Raw genomic sequence first — 16,439 nt, 5'->3', positions numbered from 1 at the left:
AGAAACCGAATCCATGGCGCCGAAGACGGTTGATCATGTTGATCTCAAGCGTTATCAGGGCACGTGGTACGAAGTGGCGCGGCTGCCGATGTTCTTCCAGCGCAACTGCGCGCAGTCCGAAGCGCATTACACGCTGAAGGACGATAGCAACATCGCTGTCACCAACCGCTGCCGCACGATCGAGGGCAAGTGGGAGCAAGCAACCGGAACGGCTTCACCGCAGGTTCAGGGCAAGACCGACAAGCTGTGGGTCGTGTTCGACAACTGGTTCTCGAACCTCTTCCCGGGTGTGGCGAAGGGCGATTACTGGGTGCTGTACGTGAGCCCCGACTACAAGGTGGCGCTGGTGGGCAGTCCGAACCGCAAGTTCCTCTGGCTGCTGTCGCGCACGCCTCAAGTGCCGGATGCAGTGCGCAACGACCTGCTGATGAGAGCGCAGCAACAGGGCTACGACACCACCAAGCTGATCTGGCGGGTGGCGGATTCGAAAGTGGGCAAGGCAAAGGACTGACCTGTTCGGTCATTCGTGAGCAAGCTCACTCTCATGAAACATGACAGCGCCGCAGTTCTACCTGTGGACACAAAAATTGTGGGAGCGAGCTTGCTCGCGAAGGGGCCCTTTGCCTCTGCACACATGTTCAGCCCAGCAATTCCCTCAGCACCTGAGCGAACGCACGGCTGCTCTGCCCTTCATCGGCATGGTGGCCGTCGCGGATCACCCAGCGCCCATTGACCATCACATCCTTGATCTGACGATCACTCCCGGCGAACAGCCAGCGATTGAGAATGGCATCGCCAGACGCCGTTGCCAGATAAGCGTCGTTACCGTCCAGCACCAGCCAGTCGGCCCGTTTGCCCACTTCCAGCGCACCTACCGGTTGGCCCATCGCTTGGGCACCGCCCACTAGCGCCGCGTCGTATAGCGTGCGCCCGACCATCGGCTGATCAGGCCGGTACAGGCGGTTACGGCGCTGATCGCGCAGACGCTGACCGTATTCCAGCCAGCGCAGCTCTTCGACCACGCTCAGCGACACATGGCTATCAGAGCCGATACCCCAGCGCCCGCCCTGAGCGATGTAATCCACCGCCGGGAAAATCCCGTCGCCCAGGTTCGCTTCGGTGGTCAGGCACAGTCCCGCGATCGCACGACTTTTCGCCATCAACGCCACTTCGTCAGGCTCGGCATGGGTCGCGTGAACCAGGCACCAGCGCGCGTCGACATCGACGTTTTCATACAGCCACTGCAATGGCCGGCGACCGCTCCAGTCCAGGCAATCGTCGACTTCCTTTTGCTGCTCGGCGATATGAATGTGGATCGGGCAATGGGTGTCGCTGGCGGCCGTCACGTCACTGATCTGCTGCGGGGTCACGGCACGCAGCGAGTGAAAGCACAGCCCCAGCGCCTGGGCGGGTTGCGCGGCGATGATGGGCTTAAGACGTGCTTGCAGATCCAGGTAACTGTCGGTGCTGTTGATGAATCGGCGCTGGCCTTCGTTCGGGTTCAGGCCGCCGAAACCGGAGTGGCTGTAGAGCACCGGCAACAGGGTCATGCCGATGCCGACCGAACTCGCCGCCTGACTGACCTGCAGCGCCAGCTCGGCGGGGTCGGCGTAGGGCTTGCCGGTGGTGTCCTGATGGACGTAGTGAAACTCCGCAACCGAAGTAAAACCGCCCTTGAGCATTTCGATGTACAGCTGCCGCGCGATGACGCCGAGCTGCTGCGGACTGATCTGCCCGACGAGGCGATACATCAGGTCACGCCAGGTCCAGAAACTGTCATTGGGATTGCCGGCCACTTCCGCGAGGCCCGCCATGGCACGCTGAAAGGCATGGGAGTGCAGATTGGGCATGCCCGGCACGACCGGCCCGTTGAGCAGCTCGGCGCCAGCGCGTTCGGCATCGGCTTGAACTTGGCTCAGCAGGCCATCGGCGCTGACCTCGAAACGAACGTTATTGGCCCAGCCGGTGGGCAATAGCGCGCGTTCGGCAAAGAAAACGGACATGACTCGGCACCCCTTGCGTGAAATTGTCTATACATATACAGACGTTTATACGGCCGGTAAACTGCGCCGCGCTTGTCGGCACACGTGTTAATGGTTAGCGTGGACGCTGTAACCTCTTTCGCCTGAATAACGCCATAACAAGGATCTCTCTGTGCCGACTCCGCCTGCCAATTTGCCGCTGGCCTCCCAGATGGGTGACAGTCCGGCGCCGCTGTACGCCAGGGTGAAGCACATGATCACCCAACAGATTCAGAACGGCACGTGGCCGCCGCACCACCGCGTGCCGTCCGAGAGCGAACTGGTGACGCAGCTGGGCTTCAGCCGCATGACCATCAATCGTGCCCTGCGCGAGATGACCGCCGAAGGGCTGCTGGTGCGCATGCAAGGCGTCGGTACATTCGTCGCCGAGCCCAAGACCCAATCGGCACTGTTCGAAGTGCATAACATCGCCGATGAGATCGCCGCCCGCGGACATACCCACACCTGCCAGGTGATCATCCTCACGGAAGAAGCCGCTGGTTCCGAACGCGCGCTGGCGCTGGACATGCGTGAAGGCCAGCGAGTGTTTCATTCGCTGATCGTGCATTTCGAAAACGATATCCCCGTGCAAATCGAGGACCGTTTCGTTAACGCCCTCGTCGCGCCGGACTACCTGCAGCAGGATTTCACCCAACAAACGCCCTACGCCTATCTGTCTCAGGTCGCGCCGCTGACCGAGGGCGAGCACGTGGTTGAGGCGATTCTCGCTGAGCCCGACGAGTGCACATTGCTGCAGATCGAGAAGGGCGAGCCGTGCCTGCTGGTGCGTCGGCGCACCTGGTCCGGCCGCCAACCGGTGACCGCCGCCCGCCTGATTCATCCCGGCTCACGCCACCGCCTGGAAGGACGCTTCAGCAAATGACTCAACTGACTGTTCTGCGCGCCGCTGACTACCCGCGCATGCCCTGGAAAAACGGCGGCGGCAGCACCGAGGAAATCACTCGCGATGCCGGCGAAGGCCTGGAGGGTTTCGGCTGGCGGCTGTCGATTGCCGACATCGGTGAGTCGGGGGGCTTTTCGGTGTTCGCCGGTTATCAGCGCATCATCACGGTGCTGCAAGGCGCAGGCATGACGCTGAACATCGATGGCAAGGACAGCGAGCCACTGCTGCCGTCCGATCCGTTCGCATTCAGCGGCGACAGCGCAGTGTCATGCACGCTGCTCGACGGCCCGATTCGCGACTTCAACCTGATCTACTCGCCCGCCCGCTACCGCGCGCGCCTGCAGTGGATCGACGTTATGCAGCCGCAGCGGTTTTTCAGTTCGGCCAACATGTTCGTGGTATTCAGCGCGGCCGAGCAGATGGCCGCCAATGTCGGCGAGCATCCGCCGCAACGGCTGGAAAAACACGATTGCCTGCAATTGAACAACGCTGCAGGCGGGCTGCTGGAGGTTGTGCTCTACGCCCCTCGCGCCAGTCGCGTGTGCGTGATCGAGTTGTCACGCGTCTGAGTCCCGCCGTCCCTGTGGTAGATTGCGTTTTTTTTCGCCAGCACAGGGACGACCATGACGACGCTCAACAACAATAAAGAAAGCCCCCGAGCCCTCGCCATTCTTGCCAGTTTTCTTTCATCGGAGTCGGCAGGCGGCCTTGTGCTGATGGGCGCTGCCCTCGCGGCGATCATCGTTGCCAACTCCCCCCTCGCCCCTTCTTATTTCGCCGCACTGCACAGTGTGTGGGGCGGGTTGTCGATCGAGCTGTGGATCAACGACGGGCTGATGGCGATCTTCTTTCTCATGGTCGGTCTGGAAATCAAACGCGAAGTATTGGCGGGTGGCCTTGCCACATGGGGTCAGCGCGCGCTTCCCGGTTTTGCGGCAGCGGGCGGCATGCTGGTGCCGGCGCTGATCTATATCGGCATCAACATGGGCAACGCCGAAACCCTGAGCGGCTGGGCAATTCCTGCGGCCACCGATATCGCCTTCGCTCTCGGCGTGCTTTCGTTGCTGGGCAAGCGGGTGCCGACGTCGTTAAAGGTGTTTCTGGCCGCACTGGCGATTCTCGATGACCTGGGCGCCGTCACTATCATCGCTCTGTTCTACAGCAGCGGCCTGAACATGCCGATGCTCGGTGCCTCCTTCGCGACGCTGGCCGTGCTGGTGATCATGAACCGCATGGGCGTGCAGCGATTGCTGCCGTACCTGCTGCTGGGTCTGCTGTTGTGGTTCTTCGTGTTGCAATCCGGCGTGCACGCGACGCTAGCCGGTGTGGCGCTGGCGCTGTGCATTCCGCTGGGCACGCCCAAGGAAGAAGCCCGCTCGCCGCTGCTGTTCCTTGAAGAAAAAATGCACTACTGGGTGGCGTTCGCGGTGGTGCCGATTTTCGGCTTCGCCAATGCGGGCGTGTCCCTGTCGGGCATCACCCTCGGCAATCTGGTCGATCCAGTGCCGCTTGGGGTGGCACTGGGGTTGTTCGTCGGCAAGCAGATCGGCGTGTTTCTCGCAGCCGTGCTGGCGATCCGTTCCGGCCTGGCAACGCTGCCAGAAGGCAGCAACTGGCCGCAGCTGTATGGCGTGGCCCTGCTCTGCGGGATCGGGTTCACCATGAGCCTGTTCATTGGCAACCTGGCCTTCCCGGGCGCCGCGCATCTGATCGATGAAGTGAAAGTGGGCGTGTTGCTGGGTTCGATCGCGTCGGCGCTTGCCGGGGTGTGGCTGTTGCGCAGCAAGCTCGCGCAGCACTGATTAGCACTGAGACTACCCTGATATACCCAGCGCTACCGATCATGTGGGAGTGAGCTTGCTCACGAAGACCGTGTATCAGCCGCAGAGAATTTGGCGGATGTACGGGCCTCTTCGCGAGCAAGCTCGCTCCCACAGGTCAGGTGTCGGCAGCGATATCTGCACACGACGTTCTGTTACCCAAATCGCGCACTGAGCTGGTGCGTTCGCACCGAAAAGTAACAATTTCCTTCGTTTCATCTTCTTTGCATCCGTAACCCTCCTTACACCTGAAATCTTGGCAAGCCCGACGCAGAGCGGGCCGACGGGATTTCTGCGCCTGCAAAACCAACATTGGCCCCTTGGTTGCACATGCTTGTATGTACAAGTAAGCATGAGTCGATAAAAGGCGTCCACGCCCGGTTCGGATCACAGCAGCGACGCTCATGCAGAACCTTATTCCCACATTCGTCACGGACCCCGCGTCCCGGCCGGATTGATCATCGAGGATTGTTAAGTGACTACTGACCACAACACCCCTGCTCAGCAATGGACCAAACGCCGCGATGTGGAAATCCGCGCCGCCCGTGGCACGCAACTGACGGCCAAGAGCTGGATGACCGAGGCACCGTTGCGGATGTTGATGAACAACCTCGACCCGGAAGTCGCCGAGAACCCGAACGAACTGGTGGTCTACGGCGGTATCGGTCGTGCAGCGCGCAACTGGGAATGCTACGACAAGATCGTCGAAAGCCTGACGAACCTCAATGACGACGAAACCCTGCTGGTGCAATCCGGCAAGCCGGTCGGCGTGTTCAAGACCCACAGCAACGCACCGCGCGTGCTGATCGCCAACTCCAACCTGGTGCCGCATTGGGCGAGCTGGGAGCATTTCAATGAACTGGACGCCAAAGGCCTGGCCATGTACGGCCAGATGACCGCCGGCAGCTGGATCTACATCGGCAGCCAGGGCATCGTTCAGGGCACCTACGAAACCTTCGTCGAAGCCGGTCGCCAGCATTACGACGGCAACCTGAAAGGCCGTTGGGTGCTTACCGCCGGCCTTGGCGGCATGGGCGGCGCACAGCCACTGGCTGCCGGCATGGCGGGCGCCTGCTCGCTGAACATCGAATGCCAGCAGAGCCGCATCGATTTCCGCCTGAAAACCCGTTACGTCGACGAGCAAGCCACTGACCTCGACGACGCCCTCGCCCGCATCGCCAAATACACCGCCGAAGGCAAGGCGATCTCCATCGCCCTGTGCGGCAACGCCGCCGAGATCCTCCCGGAAATGGTCCGACGTGGCGTGCGCCCTGACATGGTCACCGACCAGACCAGCGCCCACGACCCGCTTAACGGCTACCTGCCAAAAGGCTGGACCTGGGAGCAGTACCGCGAGCGCGCCGCCACCGAGCCTGCCGCTGTGGTCAAGGCCGCCAAGCAGTCCATGGCCGAGCACGTCGAGGCCATGCTGGCGTTCCAGAAGATGGGCGTGCCAACGTTCGACTACGGCAACAACATCCGTCAGATGGCCAAGGAAGTCGGCGTGACCCACGCCTTCGATTTCCCCGGTTTCGTGCCCGCTTACATTCGTCCGCTGTTTTGCCGTGGCGTCGGTCCATTCCGCTGGGCCGCGCTGTCGGGCAATCCTGAAGACATCTACAAGACCGACGCCAAAGTCAAAGAGCTGATCCCGGACGACGCGCACCTGCACAACTGGCTGGACATGGCCCGTGAGCGCATCAGCTTCCAGGGTCTGCCGGCACGTATCTGCTGGGTCGGGCTGGGTCAGCGCGCCAAGCTGGGCCTGGCGTTCAACGAAATGGTCCGCAGCGGCGAGCTGTCGGCGCCGGTAGTCATCGGTCGCGATCACCTGGACTCCGGCTCCGTCGCCAGCCCGAACCGCGAGACCGAATCGATGCAGGACGGCTCCGACGCCGTGTCCGACTGGCCACTGCTCAATGCCCTGCTCAACACCGCCAGCGGCGCGACCTGGGTCTCGTTGCACCATGGCGGCGGCGTCGGCATGGGCTTCTCGCAGCACTCGGGCATGGTCATCGTCTGCGACGGCACCGATGAAGCCGCCGAGCGCATCGCCCGCGTCCTGCACAACGACCCGGCCACCGGCGTGATGCGTCATGCCGATGCGGGTTATCAGATCGCGATCGACTGCGCCAAAGAGCAGGGTCTGAACCTGCCGATGATCAATAACTGATCAATGCCCGGGTTGCTCGCAGCCCATGTGGGAGCGAGCTTGCTCGCGAATGCTTAGGCCCAGACGCAGGTGATGCGTCGTCTGTACCGGCCTCTTCGCGAGCAAGCTCACTCCTACAGAGGGATGCATTTTGCAGAATTTGCGCGTGCCAACACTCGCTTTACGGGGATCTTCGCAATGGCTGTTCCAGATGATCGTGCTGCACCTGCTTCCGTGATCGAGCGGCGTTCGATCGATTACATCCCTGATGCCGAACGACACGGTCGTCTGTTCAGCCAGTTCACCCTCTGGCTGGGCGCCAACCTGCAGATCACCGCGATTGTCACCGGGGCCTTGGCCGTGGTGCTGGGCGGCGATGTGTTCTGGTCGCTGATCGGGCTGTTCATCGGTCAGCTCATCGGCGGTGGCGTCATGGCGCTCCACGCGGCACAAGGACCGAAGCTCGGCCTGCCGCAGATGATTTCCAGCCGGGTGCAGTTTGGCGTTTACGGCGCGGTAATTCCGCTGGTGCTGGTGTGCCTGATGTACATCGGCTTTTCCGCCAGCGGCTCGCTGCTCGCAGGCCAGGCGGTGGCGCAACTGATCAACGTGCCGGACTGGCAAGGCGTGGTGATCTTCGCCGCTGCCATCGTGGCACTGACTGTTCTGGGCTACCGGGTCATCCACATGATCGGCCGTGTCGCCAGCCTTATCGGCGTGATTGCCTTCGTCTACCTGTTCGCCGCGCTGCTGGCGGGCAACGACGTGGGCGCGCTGCTGGGCAACAAGCACTTCTCGCTGAGCAGTTTCCTGCTGGCGATTTCCCTGTCGGCGTCCTGGCAGATCGCTTTCGGCCCCTACGTCGCGGACTACTCGCGCTACCTGCCGCGCAGCACGTCGGCTGGCAAAACCTTCTGGGCGGTGGGCCTGGGTTCGGTGATCGGCGCACAGGCGTCCATGGTCTTCGGCGTGTTCGCGGCGGCACTGGCCGGCAAGAACTTCGCCCACCACGAGGTCTCGTTCATCGTCGGCCTTGGCGGGACCGGCGCGGTGGCCGCCGCGCTGTATTTCAGCATCGCGTTCGGCAAGGTGACCATCACCACGCTCAACGCCTACGGCAGCTTCATGTCCATTGCCACCATCGTCAGCGGCTTCCGCGGCAACCGGCACATCTCCAGCGCGCTGCGGCTGACGTACATCTTCGCCATGGTCGGCATCGCAACGGCGCTTGCGCTGCTGGGCAAGGACTCGTTTCTCAAGGACTTCTCGGCGTTCATCCTGTTTCTGCTGGCGTTCTTCACGCCGTGGAGCGCGATCAATCTGGTGGATTTTTACTGCATCACCAAAGAGCGCTACGACATTCCCGCGCTGTCGGACCCGAACGGTCGCTATGGCCGCTGGAACGGGATGGGCATCGGGATTTACGTGGTGGGCGTGCTGATTCAGATGCCGTTCATTTCCACGCATTTTTACACCGGGCCGCTGGTGGCGAGGCTCGATGACACCGACATCTCGTGGATCATCGGCCTCATCGTGCCGGCTGTGCTGTACTACGTGGCGGCGAAGAGGTGGCCGGGCAACGTGGCCGATCGCCTGATCCTGCCGGCGGATTCGGGGGCGCCTCAGGCAAGTTGCACCGTTGCCCCTGCGCACGTCGCGGTGAACTGACCGTTCGTCATGCACGTCTGTTGCAGGGGGCATGCTGGAGAGAGAAGCGGGACGAGGCCGACAAGTGCCTCTCCCCTTGGCTGGAAGCCGTCTGTTTTCGTTACTGCCGTCATCCACTACAAGACCGGAGCGTCACTCAATGAACACGAAAAAGGCCCTGCTATCCACGTTGCTCACCGCGGGCGTGCTCGCCACTGGCGCCAGTCAGGCTGCGGGATGGTGCGAGTCCGGCAAGCCGGTGAAATTCGCCGGCCTGAACTGGGAAAGCGCAATGCTGCTGACCGACGTACTGCAAGTTGTGCTGAACAAGGGCTATGGCTGCGAAACGGACAGCCTGCCGGGCAACTCCATCACCATGGAAAACGCCCTGAGCACCAACGACATTCAAGTGTTTGCCGAAGAGTGGGTGGGTCGCAGCGAAGTCTGGAACAAGGCTGAAGCCGCCGGCAAAGTGGTCGGCGTCGGTTCGCCGGTGAAGGGCGCAGTGGAAGGCTGGTACGTGCCGCGTTATGTGATCGAAGGCGACGCCAAGCGCAAGCTGGAAGCCAAGGCACCTGACCTGAAATCCATCGCCGACCTGGGCAAATACGCAGCGCTGTTCAAGGACGCCGAAGAGCCGGAGAAAGGCCGTTTCTATAACTGCCCGGCGGGCTGGACCTGCGAGCTGGAAAACAGCGAAATGCTGAAAAGCTATGGCCTGGAAAGCAAATACACCAACTTCCGCCCGGGCACCGGCCCGGCGCTGGATGCGGCGATTCTGTCCAGCTACAAACGTGGCGAGCCGATCCTGGCTTACTACTGGTCGCCGACGCCGCTGATGGGCCAGGTGGACATGGTCCGTCTGGAAGAGAAAGACGGCGTGAACAAGACCATCGAGATCAAGGTCGGCCTGTCCAAGGCGTTCCACGAACAGGCGCCTGAACTGGTGTCGGTGATGGAGAAGGTCAACATCCCGATCGACCTGCTCAACCAGAATCTGGCGCGCATGACAAAGGAGCGTATCGAGTCGCCGAAGCTGGCGAAGATTTTCCTCAAGGAGCACCCGGAAGTGTGGCATCAGTGGGTGAGCGAGGATGCGGCGAAGAAGGTGGATGCTTCGCTGTGAACCTTGATCCGGGTGCCGTGCGATCCGGCGGCATCCGAACCTGTAGGCCTTCGCTTGCTCACGAATGGGGATGATCAGGCGTCGAAAATGTGGCGAATACAAGAACTTCGCGAGCAAGCTCGCTCCCACAGATTCGTCGTCAACCACCCGCCCCAGGCATTAGCAGAGCACGGATCCGCACGCAGTATTTGAATGAGATAACGATATGTTTCCCGAAAGCTTTACGTTCTCCATCGCCGACTGGGTCAATGACTGGGTCGACAAGCTGGTCACCAACTACGGCGACGTGTTCCGGCACATCTCCGACACGCTGCTGTGGGCCATCGTCAAGCTCGAAGGCCTGCTGCGCGTTGCGCCGTGGTGGCTGCTGCTGGCCATCGTCGGCCTGATCGCCTGGCACGCGACCCGCAAGATCACCACCACGGTGGTCATCGTCGGCCTGCTGTTCCTGGTCGGTGCCGTGGGCCTGTGGGACAAGCTGATGCAGACCCTGGCGCTGATGCTGGTCGCCACGGTGATCTCGGTGATCATCGGCATACCCCTCGGCATTCTGTCGGCGCGCAGCAATCGCCTGCGCTCGGTGCTGATGCCGCTGCTGGACATCATGCAGACCATGCCCAGCTTCGTGTACCTGATTCCGGTGCTGATGCTGTTTGGCCTGGGCAAGGTCCCGGCGATCTTCGCCACAGTCATCTATGCCGCGCCGCCGCTGATTCGCCTGACCGATCTGGGCATTCGTCAGGTCGATGGCGAGGTCATGGAAGCCATCAACGCGTTCGGCGCCAACCGCTGGCAGCAACTGTTTGGCGTGCAACTCCCGCTGGCCCTGCCGAGCATCATGGCCGGGATCAACCAGACCACGATGATGGCGCTGTCGATGGTGGTGATCGCCTCGATGATCGGTGCCCGCGGTCTGGGCGAAGACGTGCTGGTCGGCATCCAGACCCTCAACGTCGGTCGTGGCCTGGAAGCAGGTTTGGCCATCGTCATTCTGGCGGTCGTGATCGACCGCATTACGCAGGCCTACGGCCGTCCACGGCATGAGGCGAACAAATGAGCGTCGAGACTATTAATCCAGCGAGCTCGGGCAATCCACTGAGCGCGGGCGTTCCAGAGAACACGGGCGGCAAAATCGTCGTCAAGAACGTGTACAAGATCTTCGGCAACCGCGCGAAAGATGCGTTGGCCATGGTTCAGAACAACCAGAGCAAGGATCAGGTCCTGGCGCAGACCGGCTGCGTGGTCGGGGTGAATGACCTGTCGCTGTCCATTTCCAGCGGCGAGATCTTCGTGATCATGGGCCTGTCGGGCTCCGGCAAATCGACCCTGGTGCGCCACTTCAACCGCCTGATCGATCCCACCAGCGGCGAGATCCTGGTCGATGGCGAGAACATACTGACCTACGACATGGAAGCGCTGCGCAACTTCCGTCGGCACAAGATCAGCATGGTGTTCCAGAGCTTTGGCCTGCTGCCGCACAAGACTGTGATCGACAACGTCGCCTACGGCTTGACCATTCGTGGCGAAAGCAAAGCGCAATGCGCCGAGCGTGCGCAGCACTGGATCACCACGGTGGGCCTGAAGGGCTACGAGAAAAAGTACCCGCATCAGCTTTCCGGCGGCATGCGTCAGCGCGTCGGCCTCGCACGGGCGCTGGCGGCTGACACCGACATCATCCTGATGGACGAAGCGTTCAGCGCACTCGATCCGCTGATTCGCGCCGAGATGCAGGACCAGTTGCTGGAGCTGCAGTCGAGCCTGAAGAAAACCATCGTGTTCATCACCCACGACCTCGACGAAGCCGTGCGCATCGGCAACCGCATCGCCATTCTCAAGGACGGTCGGCTGATTCAGGTTGGCACGCCGAAAGAAATCCTCTACTCGCCCGCCGACGATTACGTTGATCGTTTCGTGCAGCGGCGCGTGGCGACTCTCTAAGGACGCTGTGGTCATGTCGCGAGCAGAACAGATCATCATCGGCGACGGCCCGCTCAGCTGGCGGGACGTGACCGCGGTTGCCCGTCATGGCGCGACGCTGTCGCTGTCGGAAGCCGCCTGGGCGCGGATCGACAATGCCCAGGCGATCGTGCAACGCATCGTTGCCAGCGGCGAACGCGCCTATGGCGTGAACACCGGCCTCGGCGCGCTGTGCAATGTGTCGCTGGCCGACGAGCAGCTTGGCCGACTGTCACGCAACACCCTGCTCAGCCATGCCTGCGGCGTCGGCCCGGCGTTACCGGACGAGCAGACCCGCGCGATCACCTGTGCCGCGATCATCAACTACAGCCAGGGCAAATCCGGGATTCATCGTCAGGTGGTCGAGGCCCTGCTCGCCCTGCTCAATCGACGCATCACCCCGCAAGTGCCGTCCCAGGGCTCGGTGGGATACCTCACGCACATGGCGCACATCGGCGTCGCACTGCTCGGCGTGGGTCAGGTCAGTTACCGCGGCCAAGTGATGTCGGCGTTGCAGGCGCTTAGCGAAGAAGGCTTGTCGCCGGTGGAGCTGGGAGCGAAGGACGGTCTGTGTCTGGTCAACGGCACGCCGTGCATGACCGGCCTCAGCTGCCTGGCCGTCGCCGACGTGAATCGCCTGATGCAGTGGGCCGATGTGATCAGCGCCATGACCTTCGAGGGCCTGCGCGGCCAGCTCGACGCCTTCGACGAAACCATTATTTCGCTCAAGCCACACCCCGGCATGCAACAAGTCGGCAAAAACCTGCGCGGCCTGCTCGCCGGCAGTGAAGTACTCGCCAACAGTCAGGGCATCCGCACCCAGGACGCGTTGAGCATCCGCTCTATTCCGCAGGTGCACGGCGCCACCCGCGACCAGCTGGCCCACGCCACACGGCAGATCGAAATCGAGCTCAACTCGGCCACCGACAATCCGCTGCTGCTCGGTACGCCCGACGCGTATCGCGTGGTTTCCCAAGCCAATCCCCATGGCCAGTCCGTGGCGATGGCCGCTGACTTGCTGGCGATTGCCATGGCCGAACTGGGCTCGATTGCCGAACGACGGCTGGACCGGCTGATCAACCCCACGGTCAGCGGGCTGCCGGCGTTTCTGGTCAGCCAGCCGGGGGTCAACTCCGGGATGATGATCACCCAATACGTCGCCGCCTCGCTGTGCGCGGAAAACCGCCAGCTGGCACAACCGGCGGTCATCGACAACTACGTGACGTCCGGCCTGCAGGAGGATCATCTGAGCATGGGCACCAGCGCCGCCTTGAAGCTGCACAAGGTCCTGGAGAACGTGACGCAGATCCTCGCGATCGAGTATTTGCTGGCCGCCCAGGCGTTCGAGTTTTTCAAGGGCCCGCGCTTTGGCGTGGGCACCGAAGCGGCGTGGCGTCTGTTGCGCGAGCGCGTGCCGGCCTATGACGAAGACCGCTGGCTGGCGCCGGACATCGCCAGCAGCGTGACCCTGCTCAAGAACGAAGAGTCATTGGAAACCGTATTCCAGCGCTGCCGCGACTACGCGGCAGGCGCTAATCCCGACACCGACAACAACGGTCGCAGCGCAAGCGCCCTCCGCGCAGGACAGGCAGGCGCCGGTTCAGCGCAGACGACCGATACCCAATCAGGAGTAGCAGCATCGTGACCGACACCCAACAGGCGACCCCGCTCAATCTGATCCCCGGCCAATTAAGCCTCGCCCAGCTGCGCGCGATTTATCAGCGGCCCGTCACGCTGACCCTCGACGCCAGCGCCAATCGGCAGATCGAAGACAGCGTGGCCTGCGTCGAGCAGATACTCGCCGAAAACCGAACCGCTTACGGCATCAACACCGGTTTCGGGCTGCTGGCGTCAACGCGCATCGCCAGCGCCGACCTCGAAAACCTGCAGCGTTCACTGGTGCTGTCCCACGCCGCGGGCGTTGGTCAGCCGATCAGCGATGAGCTGGTGCGCCTGATCATGGTGCTCAAGGTCAACAGCCTGAGCCGGGGTTTCTCCGGGATTCGCCGTCAGGTCATCGACGCGCTGATCGCCCTGATCAACGCTGAGGTTTACCCGCACATCCCGCTCAAGGGTTCAGTCGGCGCATCCGGCGACCTCGCGCCATTGGCGCATATGTCGCTGGTGCTGCTGGGCGAAGGCAAGGCGCGCTACAAGGGCGAATGGCTGAATGCCGTGGAAGCGCTGGCCATCGCCGGGCTCACGCCATTGACGCTGGCGGCTAAAGAAGGCCTGGCGCTGCTCAACGGCACGCAGGTGTCTACGGCCTATGCCTTGCGCGGCCTGTTCGAAGCCGAAGACCTGTTCGCCGGCGCTCTCAGCTGCGGCGCGCTGACCGTTGAAGCCGTGCTTGGCTCCCGCGCACCCTTCGACGCACGTATTCATGCGGCACGGGGTCAGCGCGGCCAGATCGATTCGGCTGCCGCCTATCGCGCCCTGCTCGGCGAAGGCAGTCAGGTATCCGACTCCCACCGCGACTGCGACAAGGTTCAGGACCCCTACTCCCTGCGCTGCCAGCCACAAGTCATGGGCGCTTGCCTGACCCAACTGCGTCAGGCCGCCGAAGTGCTGGCGATCGAATCCAACGCGGTGTCGGACAACCCGCTGGTGTTCGCGGCCGAAGGTGAAGTGATTTCCGGTGGTAACTTCCACGCCGAACCGGTTGCCATGGCCGCCGACAACATCGCTTTGGCCATCGCTGAAATCGGCTCGCTGAGCGAACGCCGCATCTCGCTGATGATGGACAAGCACATGTCGCAACTGCCGCCGTTCCTGGTGGCCAACGGCGGCGTCAACTCCGGCTTCATGATTGCCCAGGTCACGGCTGCAGCGCTGGCCAGTGAAAACAAGGCGCTGTCCCACCCCCACAGCGTCGACAGCCTGCCGACCTCCGCCAACCAGGAAGACCATGTGTCGATGGCGCCCGCCGCCGGCAAGCGCTTGTGGGAAATGGCGGAGAACACTCGCGGCGTGCTGGCTGTAGAATGGCTGGCTGCGTGTCAGGGTCTGGACTTGCGCAACGGTCTGAAGACCTCCGAAAAACTGGAAATCGCCCGCACCACGCTGCGCGGCAAAGTCCCGTTCTACGAGAAAGACCGCTTCTTCGCCCCTGATATCGAGGCCGCCATCGAGCTGCTGGCTTCCAACTGCCTGAGCGACCTGGTTTCTGCTGACCTGCTGCCGAGCTTCTGATCGGGACAGGCCAGGGATGGCCTGTCGTTGAAATGAGTGGGGGGATTACCCCCTGTAGGAGTGAGCTCGCTCGCGATGCAATAGGTCAGAAACGCATTTACCGTCTGACACACCGCAATCGCGAGCAAGCTCACGCCTACAAAAGCCTCTCGTTTCGCAGCAAAAAGTAAGACTAGGAACGTGTGAAATGACATCGCAAAACGCTACAGATCTGAAACGCGGGCTCAGCGCGCGTCACATTCGCTTCATGGCGCTGGGCTCGGCCATCGGCACCGGGTTGTTCTACGGTTCCGCGTCGGCCATCAAACTGGCCGGTCCCGCCGTTCTGCTGGTGTACATCATCGCCGGCGCTGCGGTTTACATGGTCATGCGCGCTCTCGGCGAGATGGCCGTGCGCAACCCGGTGTCCGGCTCGTTTGGCGAGTACGCCACCACGTATCTGGGTCCGCTCGCAGGGTTTGTCCTCGGCTGGACCTACGCATTCGAAATGGTCATCGTCTGCCTGGCCGATGTCACTGCGTTCGGCATCTACATGGGCTTCTGGTTTCCCGAAGTGCCGCGCTGGATCTGGGTGCTCGGCATTGTCTTTCTGATCGGCGCGCTGAACCTGTGCAGCGTCAAAGTCTTCGGTGAAACGGAGTTCTGGCTGTCGCTGCTGAAGGTCGGCGCAATCATCGCGATGATCCTCGCCGGCTTCGGCATCATGCTGTTCGGACTCGGCTCGGTCTCGGGCGGAGGCGTCAGCAGCGTGAGCAATCTATGGGCCTACGGCGGCTTCATGCCCAACGGCATCGGTGGCCTCGTGGCCTCGCTGGCCGTGGTGATGTTCGCCTTTGGCGGCATCGAAATCATCGGCATCACCGCCGGTGAAGCACGCAACCCGGAGCGCGTAATTCCCCGCGCGATCAACGCGGTGCCGCTGCGGATTCTGCTGTTTTACGTGCTCACGCTGTTCGTCCTGATGTCCCTGTATCCGTGGCAGCAGATCGGCAGCCAGGGCAGCCCGTTCGTCCAGATCTTCGATCACCTGGGGATTTCCTCCGCCGCCACCGTCCTCAACATCGTAGTCATCACTGCCGCCGTTTCGGCGATCAACAGCGACATCTTCGGCGCCGGACGCATGATGTACGGCCTGGCGATACAAGGTCAGGCGCCCAGGGGTTTTGCTCAGTTGTCCGCCCAGGGCGTGCCGTGGATGACCGTGCTGGTGATGGGCGTCGCGCTGCTCTGCGGCGTTGTGCTGAATTACCTGATTCCTGAAAACGTGTTCCTGCTGATCGCCTCGATCGCGACCTTCGCGACGGTCTGGGTGTGGCTGATGATTCTGGTCACGCAGATCGCCATGCGCCGCTCGATGAGCGCAGAAGAAGTCGCCCAGCTGAAATTCCCGGTGCCGTTCTGGCCCGTCGCGCCGATTGTTGCCACGTTGTTCATGGTGTTCGTGTTCGGCGTGCTGGGTTATTTCCCGGACAGCCAGGCCGCGCTGGTGGTGGGGGCGGTGTGGATCGGGTTGCTGGTGGTTGCGTACTGGATTTGGGTAAAGCCGAAGCAGAACCTGATAAAGGCCACATCAAACAGCTGATAAATGGACTGTCATGAACGGTCCGTGTGGGAGCGAGCT

At 62.2% G+C, this 16,439-nt stretch carries 13 protein-coding genes; 12 read left to right on the top strand and 1 reads right to left on the bottom strand.

The window, feature by feature from the left end; translation table 11 throughout:
- Positions 1–13: 13 nt before the first annotated feature.
- Positions 14–511, top strand: a complete 498-nt coding sequence (locus tag AC07RO_RS26445; RefSeq protein WP_495087506.1) for a lipocalin family protein — start codon at positions 14–16, stop codon at positions 509–511.
- A 127-nt stretch (positions 512–638) separates the two neighbouring features.
- On the opposite strand, the gene AC07RO_RS26440 is transcribed toward AC07RO_RS26445, so the two are convergent.
- Entirely contained in the window at positions 639–2,003 is a 1,365-nt protein-coding gene (locus tag AC07RO_RS26440) for a formimidoylglutamate deiminase (protein WP_282369774.1), read from the bottom strand.
- A gap of 190 nt (positions 2,004–2,193) precedes the next feature.
- Between AC07RO_RS26440 and hutC the strand changes: the two genes are divergently transcribed.
- The 11 genes from hutC (at position 2,194) to AC07RO_RS26385 (ending at position 16,400) form a co-directional block, all read left to right on the top strand.
- Positions 2,194–2,904, top strand: a complete 711-nt coding sequence (gene hutC / locus AC07RO_RS26435; RefSeq protein WP_192171477.1) for a histidine utilization transcriptional repressor HutC — start codon at positions 2,194–2,196, stop codon at positions 2,902–2,904.
- Entirely contained in the window at positions 2,901–3,494 is a 594-nt protein-coding gene (locus AC07RO_RS26430; RefSeq protein WP_495087502.1) for a HutD/Ves family protein, read from the top strand. The genes hutC and AC07RO_RS26430 overlap by 4 nt, the downstream gene beginning before the upstream one ends.
- Before the next feature lie 54 nt (positions 3,495–3,548).
- Positions 3,549–4,727 carry a Na+/H+ antiporter NhaA gene (gene nhaA / locus AC07RO_RS26425; RefSeq protein ID WP_463583969.1) on the top strand — a complete coding sequence of 393 codons (1,179 nt, stop codon included), beginning with the start codon at positions 3,549–3,551 and terminating at the stop codon, positions 4,725–4,727.
- A gap of 493 nt (positions 4,728–5,220) precedes the next feature.
- On the top strand, positions 5,221–6,918 hold the full coding sequence (gene hutU / locus AC07RO_RS26420; protein WP_346629417.1) for a urocanate hydratase: 1,698 nt from the start codon (positions 5,221–5,223) through the stop codon (positions 6,916–6,918).
- 177 nt (positions 6,919–7,095) lie between these two features.
- Positions 7,096–8,565 (top strand): purine-cytosine permease family protein, encoded by a 1,470-nt coding sequence (locus AC07RO_RS26415; protein ID WP_495087501.1) that lies wholly within the window; start codon positions 7,096–7,098, stop codon positions 8,563–8,565.
- Between the two features lie 139 nt (positions 8,566–8,704).
- Positions 8,705–9,670: an ABC transporter substrate-binding protein gene (locus AC07RO_RS26410; RefSeq protein WP_495008599.1), complete on the top strand. Its 966-nt coding sequence runs from the start codon at positions 8,705–8,707 to the stop codon at positions 9,668–9,670.
- A gap of 205 nt (positions 9,671–9,875) precedes the next feature.
- Positions 9,876–10,727, top strand: coding sequence for an ABC transporter permease (locus AC07RO_RS26405; protein ID WP_192171248.1), 852 nt, complete (start codon positions 9,876–9,878; stop codon positions 10,725–10,727).
- Positions 10,724–11,608: a quaternary amine ABC transporter ATP-binding protein gene (locus AC07RO_RS26400; protein ID WP_244655849.1), complete on the top strand. Its 885-nt coding sequence runs from the start codon at positions 10,724–10,726 to the stop codon at positions 11,606–11,608. The genes AC07RO_RS26405 and AC07RO_RS26400 overlap by 4 nt, the downstream gene beginning before the upstream one ends.
- Before the next feature lie 13 nt (positions 11,609–11,621).
- On the top strand, positions 11,622–13,271 hold the full coding sequence (hutH, locus tag AC07RO_RS26395; protein WP_495087500.1) for a histidine ammonia-lyase: 1,650 nt from the start codon (positions 11,622–11,624) through the stop codon (positions 13,269–13,271).
- Positions 13,268–14,818, top strand: coding sequence for a histidine ammonia-lyase (hutH, locus tag AC07RO_RS26390; RefSeq protein WP_495087499.1), 1,551 nt, complete (start codon positions 13,268–13,270; stop codon positions 14,816–14,818). The genes hutH (AC07RO_RS26395) and hutH (AC07RO_RS26390) overlap by 4 nt, the downstream gene beginning before the upstream one ends.
- 187 nt (positions 14,819–15,005) lie before the next feature.
- On the top strand, positions 15,006–16,400 hold the full coding sequence (locus AC07RO_RS26385; protein ID WP_495087498.1) for an amino acid permease: 1,395 nt from the start codon (positions 15,006–15,008) through the stop codon (positions 16,398–16,400).
- Positions 16,401–16,439 lie beyond the last annotated feature (39 nt).

The organism is Pseudomonas sp. GW821-FHT07F05, assembly GCF_059418765.1.
Note: the sequence above shows the minus strand (reverse complement) of the source record. Positions and strands in the feature narration are given on the sequence as shown.